The following is an 18612-nucleotide window of genomic DNA, read 5'->3' on the forward strand; positions in this document are numbered from 1 at the left end:
TTATTTTAAAGGGGGACACTTCGGTGGATTTATCTGTGAAATCAGAAGCAAACGTTGAATATATGGTAGAAGCTATTAAGGAAAAATTACGCATGGTTAATGCTGGAGCAATGAGAGCTGCTAGTTTTAACGAAGAAATGTACGAGGACTTACGTGACATTTATGAGCATGTTATGAAACGTGAAACATTCAGTATTAGTGAAATGCAAGCTATTACTGAGGAACTAGGTACATTAATTAAAAAATAACAAAGAGCCTCACGTATTCGAGGCTCTTTTAATTTCAACAAATTCATGACAACTCTTCTCTTTTCCTCATCACATTCTAAAATACTGTACAATGAAAGTAGAATCTCACCTTAGATTTTTTCTCCATACATACTACTCTAAAAAAATTGCCACACTACCATTGCTAACTGTTTTTACTGGGGGTGCTTACTTATGAGCAATTGGTACAGTAAGACGAAAAATCAAACATTAATCGACCTAGAAACAAATGAACAACACGGTTTAACAGATGAAATCGTAAATGAACGTTTAAAGCAATATGGTTATAATGAATTAGCTACCAAACAAAAACGTACTTTATGGCAACGCGTTTTCGCCCAAATTAATGACGTCCTCGTATATGTCCTTATTATCGCTGCCCTTATTTCCGCCTTTGTAGGTGAATGGGCTGATGCAAGTATTATCGCGCTCGTTGTAGTTTTAAATGCCGTTATCGGTGTAATCCAAGAATCGAAAGCAGAACAGGCTTTAGAAGCATTGAAAAAGATGGCAACACCTAAAGCTATCGTAAAGCGAGATGGTGAACTAAAAGAAATTCCATCTGAGCACGTCGTTCCAGGTGATATCGTTATGCTTGATGCTGGGCGGTATATCCCCTGCGATTTACGCCTTATCGAAACTGCAAATTTAAAAGTTGAAGAATCTGCTCTAACTGGTGAATCCGTCCCTGTCGATAAAGATGCAGTCTACCACCCTTCCATGCAAAGTGATGAGCAAGTACCATTAGGCGATCAAAAAAACATGGCATTTATGTCGACGTTAGTAACATATGGACGTGGCGCTGGTGTTGCCGTTGAAACTGGGATGAACTCACAAATTGGCAAGATTGCTACTCTTTTACATGAAGCAGACGATGATATGACACCACTTCAAAAAAGCTTAGCACAAGTAGGAAAATATTTAGGTTTTGTCGCTGTAGCTATTTGCGCTATTATGTTTCTCATCGGTTTTTTACAAGGACGAGATACTTTGGAAATGTTTATGACTGCAATTAGTTTAGCTGTTGCAGCCATTCCAGAAGGCTTACCAGCTATTGTTTCCATCGTTCTTGCCATTGGTGTTCAGCGTATGATTAAACAAAACGTTATCATTCGTAAACTACCAGCTGTTGAAGCTCTCGGTTCTGTCACAATTATTTGTTCAGATAAAACAGGTACATTAACTCAAAATAAAATGACCGTTACTCACTTTTATAGTGATCGCACATACGACCAGCTAGAAAATTTAAATGTAAATAATGATGTACACCGTCTATTATTAGAAAATATGGTTTTATGCAACGATGCCTCTTACAGTGCCGACTCACAAACAGGGGATCCTACAGAAATCGCCCTTCTTGTTGCCGGAAGCTCTTTTAACATTCAAAAAGATCATTTAGAAAATACACATGAACGTGTTAACGAATTGCCTTTCGAGTCTAATCGTAAAATGATGTCAACTGTACATACGTACGATGAAAGCTACTATAGCATGACTAAAGGTGCTATTGATAAACTTTTACCTCACTGTACCCATATCTTTATAAATAATAAAATTGAGGTCTTAACAGATTCTGATAAAAATCAAATATTAGAAGCTGCCGGGTCAATGTCACAAGAAGCCTTAAGAGTACTTTCATTCGCATATAAACGATACGATTCAAACGATCTGGATATAAATCATCTCGAAGAAAATCTTATCTTTATCGGTCTTGTCGGTATGATTGATCCACCACGCACAGAAGTAAAAGATTCAATTACAGAATGTCAAAAAGCTGGTATTCGCACAGTTATGATTACTGGTGATCATAAGGATACCGCCTTTGCAATTGCCAAAGAACTTGGTATTGCTGAAGAAAAATCTGAGATTATGATTGGAACTGAATTAGATAACATTTCAGATACAGAACTAGCAAGTAAAATTAATCACTTAAATGTATTCGCTAGGGTCTCTCCAGAACATAAAGTGAAGATTGTAAAAGCATTACGTGCTGAAGGAAATATCGTTTCCATGACTGGTGACGGTGTAAATGATGCTCCTTCTTTAAAACAAGCAGATGTTGGAGTAGCAATGGGAATTACAGGAACAGATGTCGCAAAAGGCGCAGCAGATGTAGTTTTAACAGATGATAACTTCTCATCTATTGTGAAAGCTGTTGAAGAAGGGAGAAATATTTATCGTAATATTAAAAAGTCTATTCTCTTCCTACTCTCTTGTAACTTCGGCGAAATTATCGCTTTATTTTTAGCCATTTTACTTGGCTGGGCGACACCACTACGACCTATTCACATTTTGTGGGTAAATTTAATTACAGATACACTGCCTGCATTATCACTTGGTGTTGATCCTGAAGATCCAGATGTGATGAAGGAAAAACCACGACATGCGAAAGAAAGCTTATTTAGCGGCAGCGTTCCTTTTCTTATTTTCAATGGGGTTGTAATTGGACTTCTTACTTTAACAGCCTTTATTGTTGGGGCAAAGCTCTATACAGGAGATACAAATTTATTTCCTCTCTTCCCAGATCAAATTGATGAAGATGCTCTATTACATGCTCAAACGATGGCATTTGTCGTTCTTAGTTTTTCTCAGCTCGTTCATTCATTTAACTTACGTTCAAGAACGAAATCAATTTTTTCAATTGGGATATTTACAAATAAATATTTAGTCTTCTCACTTCTTATCGGTGTTCTTATGCAAGTTTGTATTATCTCCATTCCTCCTCTTGCCAATATATTTGGTGTGCATGCATTAACAATGCGAGATTGGGGATTCGTTCTCTTATTAAGTATCATTCCGCTTGTTGTGAATGAAATTATTAAATTATTTAAGAGAAAATAAAAGGCAATGAGGAATATTCCTCATTGCCTTTTCATTTATCCTTGTAATTCTTTTTTTATGTTCTCTGTTAATGTAGCCATACGCTTACGACTTTCTTCACGCTCACGTTTATTTTGCTCTTCAATTTGTTGCGTTTCTTGCATACCTCTTGAAATAATGTTCCAAGTCTCTTCTAGTGTTTCCATCTTAATACTAGAAGAACCTGATATCCTCGCTACTTCCACACTTTGAGTTGCAATATTTTGTGCATTTTTCTTAAGTAATTCATTTGTACGGCGATCAAGTTCAGCCATAGAGTCCGCAACAAGCTTTTGACGTTTCGCATTTACCGCTTGAATGATACCATTTTTAAAGATAGGAATCGTTGTAATAAATGCCGTATTGATTTTACCGATTAATTTATTATTACCGCGTTGAATCATACGAATTTGTGGCGCTGTAAGTAGAGCAACCATACGTGCTTTTTCTAAATCATCAATACGTTGTTCTAAAATTTCAACAGAGTTTTTAAGCGATTCTAATTCAATACCTGCTAACTGATCATTATTACGTATGCGCTCTTCGTACATCGGAACTAACTCTGTATTTAAACGCTCTAATAACATTTCCCCTGCTACTACGTATTTTTCTAAGTCTAAATAATACTTTAAGTTTTGCTCATATAAACCATCTAACGTACCAATTGATTTTTTCATTTCATCTTGATACTTCGTAATTTCTACGTATACTTTATCCATTTCACGACCCATCGTCTGATACTTACTAAAGATTTGTTCAATCATTTTATCTGCTTTTTTGAACATACGTGAGAAGAAACCACTTTTCTCTTCCGCAAAGTCTTTACTATCAAATCTGTCCATAATTTTACCAAGCTGTTTTAATAATTCACCAGAATCTTCTATTTTCGATAAAGACATTGTATGTAAAATTTGATCAGCGAAACGTGAAATCTCCATAGAAGGCTCTTTTCCAAGCTCGATTAATTCTAATTGGTCTTTAATATCTACTGCATTATAAATACGTTGTACTTCAGCATCTTGTCTAAGTTGCAAGCGAACATCTTGTGCGGTTTGCTCATTCAATTCTGTTTTCGAATCTAGTACGACTGGGTTATTCATATGATATTCTCCCTTTCCTTATAAAAATGGACGAAATAGTCCTTTTATTGTTTGTGATAAATTTTTATAGGCTGATGAACCATGAAATTCAAGATCAAAATTAACTTCTTCAAGCCAATGTGAATCAAATGCTCCTGCTTCAATATACGGTTCAATATCGTTTCTCCCCGTTGGATTAAAGTGGAATACATCTACTCCAATTTGATTTAAAAATAATAATAAAACAGCATCAGAACGACTTAATTCTCCGCTCTTCTCATTATTAAATATAACAATTTTCGGTACTTCTTGCGAATAATCAAATTTCTCAAGCTGCTCTAAAATGTTCGGTGGTATTTGAGAGAGTTGTGCGAAAACATACAGTGCTACATCTTGTTTCGCCTCTTTCGCAATTGGTTTACACATTTCACTTTCACACGTATGGATGATTGCTTCTGCAATACCATGTTGTAATCCTTCTGGTAAACGCTTATGTGGCCACCAATGGCTGTTCATAATTAAATCCGGATGTAACTTCCCCCCGCGGTCCAATGCATCTCGATAATGATATTGGAAATTCGCTTTTTGTTCTTTCGTAAACGGGAATGTATTAATCAAGAAGCTGTTATCAAATGATGTAACAGCCTTTAATCGCTGAAAATATTCTTTATCATTTTTTGAAACACCTGATATTTTTGCAAATAAAGAAGGAATATAAATATGCTTATTTTCAACAAAGAATGTTGGACGTACAAATGCCTTTTCTTTCGTAATTAAAAAGATTTCATCGTACGTCGTTTTGAGCGTACGGGCTACAGGTGTATACGAACGGAATTGCCACGGTTTGTATAATAATGAATTATCGTGGTGAAGTACTTGCTCGATTTCTTTTGAAGCTTGATAAGCTACTGTTGCGACGCGTTCACGACGCCGATCAGGAAATGGTTCCAATGAAATACGGCCCGAATGAGATACGACAAAGGTCTTTCCTTCCTCATCTACACACTCAAATCCATCTTTTCCTTCTGGGTGATAATAAAGCACATCGCAGCCGAGCATAATAAGAAAGTATAAGAAATATATACGACTCTCCGTCGCATCACCGTACCAAACGATACGCGGCATTTGTTTCTTATAATTAATCGTAGAGAACCACTTCGCTACGTAATTTTCACTTAATTTAATCATATCGATTAAGAAACGCCGGAACCCTTCTGTTTTTAAAGATTGATTATGCTGTTTCTCATACAATTTCAATACAGAAATAAACGTTGCATGTATGTAATGTTGTAAATCAGGATTGTCTACTTTCGGTAAAAGTTGTTTCCCAGATAAATGTGCTACAAGTCTATTTACCGTCAAACCATTCGGTGCTTCTTGATGTAATGCAAAAACTTCTTGAATATGGCGCAGTTTTTCGGGATCAATCACCTTATTTAAATTTTGTTCATGCAAAACCTCGATCCCTTTTGCTTCACTATAATCAAATAGCTCATTGAAATATTCATCTACATCATTAGGGACACCAAGAATGCGACTTGCTATATAACTAAATTTCATTTCATTCTCTGTCAGTTCATATTGTGGGCGTTTTTCTAAAAGCGCTTCAAATTGCTTTAAATCTGATTCATCTTTTAATGCACATGGTTGAAGTGTAAAACGTGAAAACACAACAGTTCACCTCCAAAAACATTTACGTTTTTTATAAAGTCTCTCTTCTATTATAAACTATTTTTAGTTATAAAAAATGGGCGCTCGCATAACGAGCAAACCCATTTCAATTATTTATGATTATCTTTAGTAGCTGCAACTTCTTCTTTAGCTTGTCCAGAATTCTTCATGTAGTGAAGTATAAATGTTGCTCCAAACGCTACAACTAAAATAATAAAGAAAAGCGTATGACTTACTTCAATATGAATGACAGACAATAGCATTTTTGCCGCAATAATTAAGATTAAAATATATGCTGTCGTTTCAAGTTCTGGAATACGCTCTAACAATTTTAAGAATACGCCAGCGATACCACGCATCATTAAAATACCGAGCATTCCGCCTAATAATAAAATCCAAACTTCATTCGATACACCAAATGCAGCAAGTACGCTATCTACAGAGAACGCGATATCCATTAATTCAACCATCGCAACTGTTCCCCAGAAGACACCAAACATTCTGAAGAGAATACTATTTTGGTTCATACCATGAGCTTCCTCTTCTTCTGCATTACCTTTTCGTTTATCAATGAAGTATTTAATTGAAAGCCAAGCTAAGTAAAGTGCACCTAACACTTTTACCCACCATAATTTAATTAAGAACATTCCGATTCCAATTGCAATAAATCGGAATACATAAGCTCCAATAAGTCCATAAAATAATGCTTTTTTTCGTTTTTCTTCTGGAAGATGTTTTACCATTACCGCTAACACAAGTGCATTATCAGCAGATAATAACCCTTCAAGTACAACAAGTGTACCTATTAACCCCCAAGATACTGGATCTTGTAACACTTTAATCCACATGTCCAAGTCGAAAAACTGAGCATACGTATCAAGGATTCCTTGCAAAATACTCATCTTACCTTTATCCCCTATTCTTTGCTAGATTTATAGAAAGGTCAAAAAAAGGAAACGAATGCCGTTTCCCTTCTTATGCATCCAAGCCATACGCTCTTACAAGCGCACCTAATCCACCTTGGAATCCGCTTCCTACTGCACTAAACTTCCACTGTCCATTATGACGGTATAATTCACAAAAGACAACTGCTGTTTCAATGGAGAAATCTTCCCCTAAATCAAAACGAAGAACTTCTTCGTTTGTTTCTTCATTTGCTAAACGAACGAATGCATTTGCAACCTGTCCAAAGTTTTGATTACGGCCTTCTCCATCATAAATTGTAACTGTAATAGCAATTTTATGAACATCTGCTGGAACCTTTTTCAAATCGACAACAAGTTGCTCATCATCACCGTCACCTGCACCTGTACGGTTATCTCCTGTATGTAAAACTGATTCACAAGGAGACTGTAAATTATTATAGAAAATAAAATCAGTTTCCTTCGTACATTTCCCGTTCGCATCTAATAAAAAGGCAGATGCATCTAAATCGAAATCAGATCCACCATCATAAGATTTAATATCCCATCCAAGACCAATTACTGCTCTTGATAAACCTGGGCTTGTTTTAGCTAAATCTATTTTCTGTCCTTTTTGCAATTGAATAACCATATATATTCACCTCTATATTTTAATTTCAAAAAATATATCCATCAGTAAATACGCGTTTCACCGATGGATATATAAATCTATTACTCTACATCTAAACCAAAGTTATTACATAGAGAACCTAATCCACCTTGGAATCCACTTCCGATTGCATTGAATTTCCATTCACCTGCGTGACGGTATAATTCACTTACTACTACTGCAGTTTCAATAGAGAAATCTTCTCCTAAATCGTAACGAATTAATTCTGCATTCTTTTCTTCATCCATAATGCGTACGAAAGAGTTAGAAACTTGTCCGAAGTTTTGGCTACGGCCTTCTCCATCATAAATTGTGATTGTGAAGCAAATACGCTCGATATGTGCAGGAACATTTTTTAAGTCTATTTTAATTGTTTCATCGTCGCCTTCACCTGCACCCGTACGGTTATCTCCTAAATGCTCTACAGCACCATTCGCACCTTTTGGATTATTATAGAAAACGAAATCCTCTGCTCCTGAAACTTTACCGTTAGCACCTACTAAGAAGATACTAACATCTAAATCGAAATCGCTTTGTCCGTCATAACGATTCGTATCCCAACCAAGTCCTACAAGAACTTTCGAAAGACCTGGATTTGTTTTTGTTAAGTCTACCTTTTGTCCTTTTTTCAACGAAATTGATGCCATATACAATTCCTCCTTGGTTTATCTTATTGGTAACGTGATACAATCTCACTTAAGTTTTTATCTTGTGTTCCTTCTCCAACTGCTGAAAACTTCCATTCGTTTCCGTCTCGATACATTTCCCCTGCAATTAAAGTCATTTTGCCAGCGTAATTATCTGACAAGTTATAACGCGCTAATTCTTCACCTGTTTGTGGGTTTTGAATACGAATATATGCATTGCGAATCATCCCAAAATCTTGACGACGATTTACACAGTCATAGATATTTACAACGAATACTAAACGATTAATACGGCTCGGAACTTTATGTAATTCTACGAAAATTGTTTCGTCGTCACCAGCGCCTTCACCTGTTAAATTATCTCCTGAATGAATGATACTACCACAAGTAGAAAGTTTGTTGCCGAAGTAAACTAGATCATTTTTGTTTAAAAAACGATCCCCTTCTAACATAACAACAGATGCATCACAATCTACACTTGGTTTACTTCCAAATAAAGAAGACAGAAACCCACCTGATTGCCCAATTGGATCCCAGCCTAAGCCAACCTGCAGTTTCGCTACTCTCGGTTGTCCTTTCGTTAAATCAATCTTTTGTCCTTTTTCTAAAATAATAGGCATGAAGTTTCTTCCTTTCTACAAAGCATTTTCCAAATCGGAAAACATTGTATTCTCCTCTTATATTGTAGCATTATTTATCTAATGAGAAAAAGAATAAATTCTCAATTATATGAAAACAGATACTATATTTATTTATACTGATGTAATAAGTGGTAAATAGAACCAATCATTCCTGCACAATTGCCGCTTTGCGCAAGTTTAATCTCACAATTACTATAAATATCTTGATTTAAGTATGTTCCTATCTCTTCCTTCACTTCATTTAAGAAATCATCTCCTCTTTCAGTAATTCCCCCACCAATAATAATCATTTTCGGATTAAAAATATAAGCAAGGTTACTAATTCCAATCGCCAAATGTTTAAAGAAAATCTTCACGGCTTGAGTAACACTGCTATCACCCTTATCATATAATTCGAAAATTGTTTTACCATCCCACTCCTTTTCACCTTTATATCTTCGTACAAGATGAATTAATCCCGAAATTGAGGCAACCTCCTCAAAAGTATTCCCTTCTATTAACATGTTCCCCCATTCCCCAGCGCCAAACGAATGTCCACGGTATAACTCCCCATTTATAACAATTGCTCCACCAATGCCCGTTCCAAGCGTAAGCATAATAAAATCGCTTTCTCCCCTCCCTGTACCTTTCCATTTCTCGCCTAAGGCTGCACAATTAACATCATTTTCAATAGATACAGGAACTTTTAATACTTCTTGTAATCTCTCAACAATAGAAATATTAGCATAACGCGGAATATGATCCACACCTCCCGTTATAACTCCTTTATCAATATCAACAATTCCCGCTGTACTAATACCAATTCCGGAAATAGTATGTTCAGTCATTAACTTTTTTGATAAATATATAAGCTTTTGAACAATTTGTTCCCCGCCCAAGTGAATTTCTGTTGGGACCTTTTTATGTATTAGTACTACCCCTATTTCTGAAACAATTCCATATTTAATTTGCGTACCACCAATATCAAATGCAATATACTCTTTCATCCGTTACCACTTCCTCTACTGTTATGAGTGTAAATTCTCCATCACTCTACTATTTTCAAGAAATTCACATTAACTCTTTTCTCCCTTTAGAAATACACCTCCTTTTTCTTATAAAGTGGACTTGTTCAGTGCCCTCCCTTTTTCTATATATAGTTTTTTTTGCATAAAACTCTTTTTCCTATGAAATATTACAAAGGGGTGTATTTTAGATGGAATAATAATTTTTTCTTCAGGAGGAAAACAATGACAAAAATCTTCATTTTAGCATCAACACTTTCTTTATCCTTTTTTAGCGGCTTAAATATTGGTAATGCTGCAACTGAAAACTTCAATCCAATAACAAACGCCATTGTACAACATAACGATAATTTAGCAGAAGGTAATTCAAAAGATAATAATAAACCTCTAGGAAACAATGGTTCTCAGGACGATAGTGGTTCTGACGGCAACGGTTCTGGTGGCAGTGGCTCTGGTGGCAACGGTTCTGGTGGCAGTGGTTCTGATGGCAATGGTTCTGGTGGCAATGGTTCTGGTGGCAACGGTTCTGGTGGCAGCGGTTCTGGTGGCAGTGGTTCTGGTGGCAACGGCTCTGGTGGCAACGGTTCTGATGGCAACGGTTCTGATGGCAACGGCTCTGGTGGCAACGGTTCTGGTGGCAGTGGCTCTGGTGGCAACGGTTCTGGTGGCAATGGTTCTGGTGGCAGCGGTTCTGGTGGCAGTGGCTCTGATGGCAATGGCTCTGGTGGCAACGGTTCTGGTGGCAGTGGTTCTGATGGCAATGGCTCTGGTGGCAACGGTTCTGGTGGCAGTGGCTCTGATGGCAATGGCTCTGGTGGCAGTGGTTCCGGTGGCAACGGTTCTGGTGGCAGTGGTTCTGGTGGCAGTGGTTCTGGCGGCAACGGTTCTGGTGGCGACGGTTCTGGTGGCAATGGTTCTGGCGGCAACGGCTCTGGTGGCAGTGGTTCTGGTGGCGACGGTTCTGGTGGCAATGGTTCTGGTGGCAATGGTTCTGGCGGCAACGGCTCTGGTGACAACGGCTCTGGTGGCAGTGGTTCTGGCGGCAACGGTTCTGGTGGCAGTGGTTCTGGCGGCAGTGGCTCTCAGGGAGGCAACCGCGTTAAAGGCGACAGCAGTTCTCAAGGTGGCAATGGCTCTCAGGGAGGCAACCGTGTTAAAGGCGATAGCAGTTCTCAAGGTGACAATGGCTCTCAAAATGGCAAAGCAAAAGATAATTCAGTAAAACAAGGCGATAAGTTACCTAATACTGCAACACATTATCCTGCATCTATTTTAATGGGACTTTCAACATTCCTAATTGGTATGTTATTGTTTATTCGCCGTAAAAATGCAAAATAAAGACCAACATCCTTCCATCTAAAAAATACATGAAACCAATATAAAACTAAAAAGGACTTTGGATTGCATTTTATTATGCAACCCAAAGTCCTTTTGGCATCTATCAGAAAGAGTATTAATATGCTTTTCCCCAATAGACCATGTGCTTTGCTTCTTTACTACAGTAAATACATTCGTCAGCTAAATGTTCTTGTTCAAAAGGCATACAGCGTGAAGATACTCCAACTTCTTCTTTTAGTTTCTCTTCACAAGCTAGTTCTCCACACCACATCGCCTTAATAAACCCTTGCTTTTCATCAGCTGCTTTTTTCATCTCTTCGAAATTCGTCACACTATACGTATTCTCATCGCGAAATACTTTTGCTTTATTAAATAAAGAATGATGAATTTCCTCAAGTAATGATGGAATAAGTTCTTCTAATTGATCCATTGCTATAAACTCTTTTTCTTTCGTATCTCGCCTTACAAGTACAACTTGATTCTTTTCAATATCCTTTGGACCAACTTCTAATCTAATTGGAACACCCTTCATTTCATACTCATTAAATTTCCAGCCCGGTGTTTTATTGCTAGCATCTATTTTCACACGCGCAACCTTCTGAATACGTCCTTGTAACTCTGTTGCTTTTTCTAACACACCTTCTTTATGCTGAGCAATAGGTACAATAACAACTTGTACTGGAGCGACTTTTGGCGGCATTACAAGTCCGTTATTATCGCTATGGACCATAATAAGTCCACCTATCATTCTCGTTGATACACCCCACGAAGTTTGGTGTACATATCGCCACTTACCGTTACGATCTAAAAACTTAATATCAAATGCTTCAGAGAAATTCGTTCCAAAGTTATGAGATGTTCCTGTTTGAAGTGCTTTTCCATCATGCATTAAACTTTCAATCGTATAAGTTGCCTTCGCTCCTGCAAACTTTTCTTTTTCTGTTTTTTGTCCTTTAATGACTGGTATTGCTAAGTAATCTTCACAGAAAGAAGCATATAGGTTTAAAATATTTAACGTTTCAGCTTGCGATTCTTCTGCCGTTTCATGAATCGTATGACCTTCTTGCCATAAAAATTCAGTTGTACGAAGGAATGGTCTCGTTGTCTTTTCCCAACGAACTACTGAACACCACTGATTATATAACTTTGGCAAATCATTATATGATTGAACAATCTTTGAGAAATGCTCACAGAATAAAGTTTCAGATGTAGGACGTACACAAAGTCTTTCCGCTAACTTTTCATCCCCGCCATGCGTAACCCATGCTACTTCAGGAGCAAATCCTTCAACATGATCTTTCTCTTTTTGTAATAAACTCTCTGGAATAAACATTGGCATGTACACATTTTCATGACCAGATTCTTTTAATTTTTCATCCATCACTTTCTGCATATTTTCCCATAATGCATAACCGTATGGACGTAAAATCATACAACCTTTCACACTTGAATAATCAACAAGCTCCGCTTTTTTTACAATATCGGTATACCACTGAGCAAAGTCTTCTTCCATCTTCGTAATGGCTTGTACTTGTTCTTTTACCATAGTCATTCTTCCTCCTTTAGAAAATAGAAAAAGCCCGCGTCCCCAAATAGGGACCGAGCTTTGTCGGCGTTACCACCCTGATTCATACACAAAAAAATTGAGTATACTCTCTTTTTGATAACGGGAATTTCCCGCTGCATATGCAGAACTCAAAGGTAGGTTCCATATCGTCTTTTAAGAATCTTCCAGCCAAAAGGATTCTCTCTCTGCAAAAAGGTAAGACATGTACTATTCCTTTTTCATCGTTATAACGAAATAAATTTGTTGAATATCATAATATAAATTCCACTCCAAAACAAGAGTGAATTTTCTTTTTTTTATACATTCTTTTCAATTCTTACTGTTTTATACATAACTTTTCCGAACTATTTTTACAAGTTGATGAGCAACCATACCAATAAGTGTACCAATTAAAACGAAGAAACAAATAAATCCATATCCCATTCCTTCCCATCCACCAATAGCAATCATTGTTACAGGAAAGAAAGCTAAACAAAGAAGTACTAAACTAAGTGCAAATATAATATCAAACTGTTTGTCTGGAAAACGTTTCTTTAGTAAATATGACATAAAAAATACAAGGAGAATCGTGACTCCACCAATGATGTAAAAGATACCAAATCCATCTAACCAATCCACAGTATTCCCTCCTTCCATTCATTCCCTTATACTTATTATATGTTTAATTTTTCTGAAAATAAACAATAGAATTTTATTCAAAAATATATTTTTATTACCAGGTATTAATAGTAATATATAAGAATAGGTTTTATATAATCAGGAGGGAAACTTTATGGATAAAGCATTAACAAATCACGTCATTATTTTATCTTTCGACTGCTTATCAGCTTTAGATTTTCCTATATTACAAAAACTACCTAATTTCCAAACTTTAATAAAAAAGGGCGCGATTGCGAAAAAAGTGGAGCCAATTTATCCTTCTGTAACATATCCAAGCCACTCAACAATCGTAACCGGTAATTATCCTAATAAGCATGGCGTTGTCAGCAATACATTACTTCAACCAGGACGTGAGTCACCAGATTGGCATTGGTATCGAAAGTCCATTAAAGGAACAACTTTATATGATGAAGCACGCAAAGCAAATTTAACGACAGCAGCCCTTCTATGGCCTGTTACTGGAAGAGCAAATATCGATTACAATTTACCAGAAATTTTTCCAAATAGACCGTGGCAAAATCAAATTTTAGTTTCATTATTTAGCGGTAGCCCACTATATCAATTAGATTTAAATCGTCGTTTCGGCCATATACGAAATGGATTATCACAGCCTGAGCTTGATGATTTCGTCCTTGCTTCTGCCGTACATACAATCCATACGAAAAAGCCTAATGTTATGTTTGTACATTTTACTGATTTAGACACTCAAAGACATTACCATGGCTTCGAGTCCAAGGAAACAGTAGCTGCAATCCATAGACATGATGAACGCCTTGGAACAATTATTCATGCATTAAAAGAAAGCGGGATATACGAAGAGAGTACCATTATTGCACTTGGCGATCATAGTGCTTTAAGTGAAAACAAAGCAATCCAACTAAATGTCCTATTCCGTCAAAAAGGACTTATATCCGTAAATAAAAGTGGAAAGTTACTAGATTGGAAAGCTTATTGCCAAAGCTGTGATGGATCTGCCTACGTACATGTAAAAGATAAAAATGATACTGAAACGATTAAAGAGATTCAACTTCTTCTTGAAGAGCTTCTTCAGGATAAACAAAATGGAATTGAATTTATTCTGCACGATGAAGATGCAAAAGAACGTGGTGCTGATGGTAATTGCTTGTTTATGCTAGAAGCCATGGAAGGTTATTACTTCATTGAAAATTATACAGGTGATTTCATAAAAGAAATTACTAAAAAAGATGTTACTTCTAGTAAGAAATATACATTTGGAACACACGGATATTCCCCAACAAAACCTAACTATGAAACAATTTTTATGGCTGCTGGGAAAGGCATTCAAAGTGGTGTTACAGTCCCATATATGAGACTTATTGATGAAGGCCCGACTATTGCTAGATTACTCGGTTTGCACTTAGGTGAAACAGACGGAGCAATTGTAGAGGATTTACTTCAATTGTAAAGAACTGTGTATATATGTAAAAGTTATGTAAAAATCACCACTGTTTCTCTTTTTACAATTTTTATTTTTGTACACTGTTAATAGAACAAATTTAAGGGGGAACATTATATGAAAAAAATGTCCAGACAAGAAAAAAGCTGGATATTATATGATTGGGCGAACTCGGTATATTCGCTCGTCATTACAACTGCATTATTTCCAATTTACTTTAAAGCAGCTGCAAAAGAAGCCGGACTATCTGGTGCAACTTCAACAGCCTATTGGGGATATGCAAACTCGTTCGCTACACTTTTAATTTCTATACTTGCTCCTATTCTCGGCACAGTTGCTGATTATAAAGGATTTAAAAAACGATTTTTCACATTCTTCTTTGGGCTTGGTATCGTATTTACAAGTATGCTAGCAGTTGTTCCAACATCACAGTGGTACTTATTACTAGGATGCTATATGCTCGCATTAGTCGGGTTTGCTGGAGCAAATATTTTTTATGATGCATTTTTAGTAGATGTTACATCTAAAGATAGAATGGACCGAATTTCTACAAGAGGCTTTGCATTAGGTTATATTGGGAGCACAATTCCTTTTATCGGTTGTATCGCTCTTATTATTCTTGCTCAAAAAGGAACTATCCCCTTATCGGTCGGAATTGCTAGTCAAATTTCCTTTGCAATAACAGCTCTTTGGTGGGGACTATTTACGATACCAATGCTAAAAAATGTAGAGCAAACACACTATATTGAACGCCATCCAAGACCAATTGCAATGAGCTTCAAGCGCCTTGCTAATACTTTTAAAAATATTAAAGAATATAAAACTGTATTTATGTTCCTAATAGCTTACTTTTTCTACATTGACGGGGTAGATACAATTATTACTATGTCTACTGCTTACGGAACAGATCTCGGTATTAGTGCAACTAATCTATTAATCATCTTATTTGTAACACAAATTGTCGCTTGCCCATTCGCTTTATTATACGGAAAACTATCGGAAACATTTACCGGTAAAAAAATGCTATATGTCGGTATTATCATTTACATCATTATTTGCACATATGCTTATTTCTTAAAAACGACACTAGATTTCTGGATTTTAGCAATGTTGGTTGCTACTTCTCAGGGCGGAATTCAAGCACTTAGCCGTTCTTATTTCGCAAAACTAGTCCCGAAAGAAGCTGCAAATGAATTCTTCGGATTTTATAATATCTTTGGTAAATTCGCAGCAATTATGGGTCCAGTATTAGTAGGTGTCACAACACAATTAACAGGAAAAACGAACGCTGGTGTCCTTAGTATTATTGTCCTATTTATTATCGGTGGGTTCTTATTAACTAGAGTACCTGAAAATGATACGTCCGTTACACCACCTAATCCGAAAACTAAAACAATATAAGAAAAAGATCCTCTTCAAACGAGAAGAGGATCTTTTTCTTTATTTTTAACGATAACGTCGTACAATTAAAGACTCTACAGCTTGTACAAAAATAGTTTATCGACAGTTGTTCCTAATACTTCTGCTAACCGGAATGCTAGTGCTAAGCTTGGATCATACTTATTATTCTCAATTGCATTTATCGTCTGTCTTGATACGTTACACTTATCAGCTAATGCACCTTGTGAAATATTATTTTCAGTGCGTAATTCATAGATTTGGTTTTTCACATCTTTCTCCTAACCTGTAAAATTATTTTTACAACATCAGTATATAGTTGGGACATTTTATTGTCAAAAGATTGCCATGAAAAAAGGGAGCAATTCTGCCCCCTTACAATAGCTATTTCGAAACCAATGAATTCGTCATTTCCTCTCGATTCGCAATATCTTCTTTCTTTATTTGCATACGTAAAACCGGACCTATTGCTAATAAAATAAGTAACATTGCTATACAAAATACGATAACTAGTGAGGTCATCTCCTTCAATCCTCCAGCTAGTGAAGTTCCAATTAACATTGCCCCCATAAACAATGGTAAAATCGTTCCATTTACTCTTCCAATCATATTTTCTGGTACAAGTTGAATCATAAGCGTACCGACAACGATATTAACACAAGCTAAACAAATACCTGTTCCAAACCTCATGAAACTAGTAATCCAAAATGATGTAGATAGCCCTTCTACTAAAAATGACATCGCTAATATGCTCATACCGAATACAAACATCTTTTTCGGATTCACTTTTGAAGCGAAAACTGCAGCAACAATACCACCGATTAACATACCTATTCCATCAGCTGCGGCTAAATATTGAACTGCTTCTTTTTCCATTCCAAGCCTTTCTATTACAAGAAACACCTCTAACGGATTTGTTAGTCCAACTGCTAAGCCCATAATGGTGAAAGTGATCGTAATCATACGTAAATTTTTCGTATGAAGAACGTATTTCCAACCCTCTTTTATATCATTTTTTAATGAATCTCTCGCCACTTGCTCTTGTTCAACCCATTTTGGTAAAAATGAAAGGGCGATAGCAGATAACAAAAATAAAATGATTAAGCTATATAGTGACATAAATAAACCAAGTTGTGTATACACAAGCGATCCTACCACTGGTCCAAAAATCATAAATAATGACTGTAATGTTTGGTTAAATGCAATCGCATTTGCTACCTGTTCTTCTTTTACATAGCGCTTAAATATACGCGAAGATGATGGCTGAGAAAACTGACCTACAATCGCGGAAATAAGTGTTGCAAAAAATATAGCCTGCCAATAATCCAGCTTTAACAATAAGACAATTCCTATAATAGACAGTACACTTAATACATCTCCAGCGACCATTGTTCTTTTCGGATTCCAGCGATCAGCTAGCGCACCACCGATAAACGAGAAAATAAAGATAGGTGCATATTCCATAACCGATAACAACGAAACTGAAACCGGATCATTATTCGTTCGCTCCATTATGAAATACAAAAGAGCCATATTTCTGATCCAAATTGCAAATTGTTGTAAAATATCAGATGTCATAACAAGCATAAATGCTCGGTTTTTAAATAAAGCGTTCATTTTCATTCCTCCTTTATAAACCGACCGTTCGGTCTATTTTTTTGTAAGAAAGCTGCTGACTTATTATTCAGCTGCCATCCCTTTTAACAATACATCTATTGCCTTTTTATAAATGCGTTTCAGCTCTTTATGATCTAATTCGTAGTAAAGTACTCCAAGCCCCGATAATAATCCATTCACAATATACATCAATTCGCGCGTATTATCTTCACGAAACTCCCCAGACTGTATGCCTGCCTCAATTAATTTCTCAAACATAACATATGATTCTCTAGTTAAAGCTAACAGTTCATCCAGAATTTCTTTACTTACAACTTGGCTCATAGAGAATTCCTCTATTGCATTCGAAATAGGTTGCTGTATATCCTCTACATAATATTCGGCGAGACCATATAGTTTTTCAGTACTAGTACTATACAACTTCTCTTTTTCATTCCATTTCTCTAGCCAATCATACGTATGCTGTTTCACTACAAATAAAAATAATTCTTCTTTACTTTTAAAGTGATAATAAATACTTCCTTTACTTCGCCCTGTAATTTCACAAATATCTTCCATCGATGTAGCTGCATAACCTTTTTGTGAAAACAGGCTTTCTGCTTTATATGCAATTTCTTTCTTTATCTCTTCTGCACTTCTTCTCATATTCACACCTCACTAAACCGACCGTTCAGTCTAATAATAACAAATGAAAAACCTCTATCGCAAGAGGCTATATTCCTTATTTAAGAAAACGTACTTTCAAACCACGTTCGAATCGTATGTATTATTCCAATTTTAAATCCTAATTTGACAAGAAATACGCCTCCCGCAGCTAATAAAAACAACACTACTTTCCCCTTATTTTTCACTTTCGGCTCCCTTTTCATTTCCATT

At 36.3% G+C, this 18612-nt stretch carries 18 protein-coding genes and 1 other annotated feature; of the genes, 5 read left to right on the forward strand and 13 right to left on the reverse strand.

Annotation, left to right across the window (positions count from 1 at the left end):
• Nucleotides 1-23 precede the first annotated feature (23 nt).
• Together QCI75_RS24515 and QCI75_RS24520 are read left to right on the forward strand one after the other, a co-directional pair.
• Complete coding sequence (locus QCI75_RS24515) at nucleotides 24-248, forward strand: DUF1128 domain-containing protein (RefSeq protein WP_002010236.1); 225 nt, start codon at nucleotides 24-26, stop codon at nucleotides 246-248.
• 192 nt (nucleotides 249-440) lie between these two features.
• The gene (locus QCI75_RS24520) at nucleotides 441-3107 is read left to right on the forward strand and encodes a cation-translocating P-type ATPase (RefSeq protein ID WP_353761335.1); all 2667 of its coding nucleotides are present in this window, start codon (nucleotides 441-443) and stop codon (nucleotides 3105-3107) included.
• Between the two features lie 35 nt (nucleotides 3108-3142).
• Here QCI75_RS24520 and QCI75_RS24525 read toward each other — a convergent pair whose 3' ends face one another.
• The 7 genes from QCI75_RS24525 to QCI75_RS24555 all read right to left on the reverse strand — a co-directional run bounded on the left by QCI75_RS24525 (nucleotide 3143) and on the right by QCI75_RS24555 (nucleotide 9721).
• On the reverse strand, nucleotides 3143-4225 hold the full coding sequence (locus tag QCI75_RS24525; protein ID WP_002115838.1) for a toxic anion resistance protein: 1083 nt from the start codon (nucleotides 4223-4225) through the stop codon (nucleotides 3143-3145).
• Between the two features lie 18 nt (nucleotides 4226-4243).
• Nucleotides 4244-5875, reverse strand: coding sequence for a YceG family protein (locus QCI75_RS24530; protein WP_144507566.1), 1632 nt, complete (start codon nucleotides 5873-5875; stop codon nucleotides 4244-4246).
• 110 nt (nucleotides 5876-5985) lie between these two features.
• Nucleotides 5986-6777 carry a TerC family protein gene (locus QCI75_RS24535; RefSeq protein WP_353761336.1) on the reverse strand — a complete coding sequence of 264 codons (792 nt, stop codon included), beginning with the start codon at nucleotides 6775-6777 and terminating at the stop codon, nucleotides 5986-5988.
• 73 nt (nucleotides 6778-6850) lie between these two features.
• Nucleotides 6851-7429, reverse strand: a complete 579-nt coding sequence (locus QCI75_RS24540) for a TerD family protein (RefSeq protein ID WP_002010227.1) — start codon at nucleotides 7427-7429, stop codon at nucleotides 6851-6853.
• An 80-nt stretch (nucleotides 7430-7509) separates the two neighbouring features.
• Complete coding sequence (locus QCI75_RS24545) at nucleotides 7510-8094, reverse strand: TerD family protein (RefSeq protein ID WP_002124998.1); 585 nt, start codon at nucleotides 8092-8094, stop codon at nucleotides 7510-7512.
• Nucleotides 8095-8117: 23 nt separating this feature from the next.
• Nucleotides 8118-8714: a TerD family protein gene (locus tag QCI75_RS24550; RefSeq protein ID WP_002029589.1), complete on the reverse strand. Its 597-nt coding sequence runs from the start codon at nucleotides 8712-8714 to the stop codon at nucleotides 8118-8120.
• 128 nt (nucleotides 8715-8842) lie between these two features.
• Nucleotides 8843-9721, reverse strand: coding sequence for an ROK family protein (locus tag QCI75_RS24555; RefSeq protein ID WP_353761338.1), 879 nt, complete (start codon nucleotides 9719-9721; stop codon nucleotides 8843-8845).
• Between the two features lie 243 nt (nucleotides 9722-9964).
• On the opposite strand from QCI75_RS24555, the gene QCI75_RS24560 reads away from it, so the two are divergent.
• The gene (locus QCI75_RS24560; protein ID WP_353761339.1) at nucleotides 9965-11077 is read left to right on the forward strand and encodes an LPXTG cell wall anchor domain-containing protein; all 1113 of its coding nucleotides are present in this window, start codon (nucleotides 9965-9967) and stop codon (nucleotides 11075-11077) included.
• A gap of 115 nt (nucleotides 11078-11192) precedes the next feature.
• On the opposite strand, the gene proS is transcribed toward QCI75_RS24560, so the two are convergent.
• A complete protein-coding gene (gene proS, locus QCI75_RS24565) occupies nucleotides 11193-12623 on the reverse strand; it encodes a proline--tRNA ligase (protein WP_144507561.1) in 1431 nt (476 codons plus the stop codon).
• A gap of 45 nt (nucleotides 12624-12668) precedes the next feature.
• Nucleotides 12669-12875, reverse strand: a binding site (T-box leader).
• A 93-nt stretch (nucleotides 12876-12968) separates the two neighbouring features.
• Nucleotides 12969-13262 carry a YesK-like family protein gene (locus QCI75_RS24570; protein ID WP_002151635.1) on the reverse strand — a complete coding sequence of 98 codons (294 nt, stop codon included), beginning with the start codon at nucleotides 13260-13262 and terminating at the stop codon, nucleotides 12969-12971.
• A 154-nt stretch (nucleotides 13263-13416) separates the two neighbouring features.
• Here QCI75_RS24570 and QCI75_RS24575 point away from each other — a divergent pair, with 154 nt between their 5' ends.
• Both QCI75_RS24575 and QCI75_RS24580 read left to right on the forward strand, forming a co-directional pair.
• A complete protein-coding gene (locus QCI75_RS24575; RefSeq protein WP_353761341.1) occupies nucleotides 13417-14730 on the forward strand; it encodes an alkaline phosphatase family protein in 1314 nt (437 codons plus the stop codon).
• A 108-nt stretch (nucleotides 14731-14838) separates the two neighbouring features.
• Nucleotides 14839-16122, forward strand: a complete 1284-nt coding sequence (locus tag QCI75_RS24580; protein ID WP_353761342.1) for an MFS transporter — start codon at nucleotides 14839-14841, stop codon at nucleotides 16120-16122.
• A gap of 74 nt (nucleotides 16123-16196) precedes the next feature.
• Here the strand turns inward: QCI75_RS24580 and QCI75_RS24585 are convergent, their stop codons facing one another.
• From QCI75_RS24585 to QCI75_RS24600, 4 genes are all read right to left on the reverse strand, one after another.
• A complete protein-coding gene (locus QCI75_RS24585; RefSeq protein ID WP_000795763.1) occupies nucleotides 16197-16391 on the reverse strand; it encodes a helix-turn-helix transcriptional regulator in 195 nt (64 codons plus the stop codon).
• Nucleotides 16392-16503: 112 nt separating this feature from the next.
• Nucleotides 16504-17736, reverse strand: coding sequence for an MFS transporter (locus tag QCI75_RS24590; protein WP_353761344.1), 1233 nt, complete (start codon nucleotides 17734-17736; stop codon nucleotides 16504-16506).
• A 63-nt stretch (nucleotides 17737-17799) separates the two neighbouring features.
• Nucleotides 17800-18381: a TetR/AcrR family transcriptional regulator gene (locus QCI75_RS24595; RefSeq protein WP_353761345.1), complete on the reverse strand. Its 582-nt coding sequence runs from the start codon at nucleotides 18379-18381 to the stop codon at nucleotides 17800-17802.
• A gap of 80 nt (nucleotides 18382-18461) precedes the next feature.
• Nucleotides 18462-18605 carry a hypothetical protein gene (locus QCI75_RS24600; protein ID WP_016089473.1) on the reverse strand — a complete coding sequence of 48 codons (144 nt, stop codon included), beginning with the start codon at nucleotides 18603-18605 and terminating at the stop codon, nucleotides 18462-18464.
• Nucleotides 18606-18612 lie beyond the last annotated feature (7 nt).

Source organism: Bacillus cereus group sp. RP43, assembly GCF_040459645.1.
GTDB classification, from domain to species: Bacteria; Bacillota; Bacilli; order Bacillales; family Bacillaceae_G; genus Bacillus_A; species Bacillus_A mycoides_C.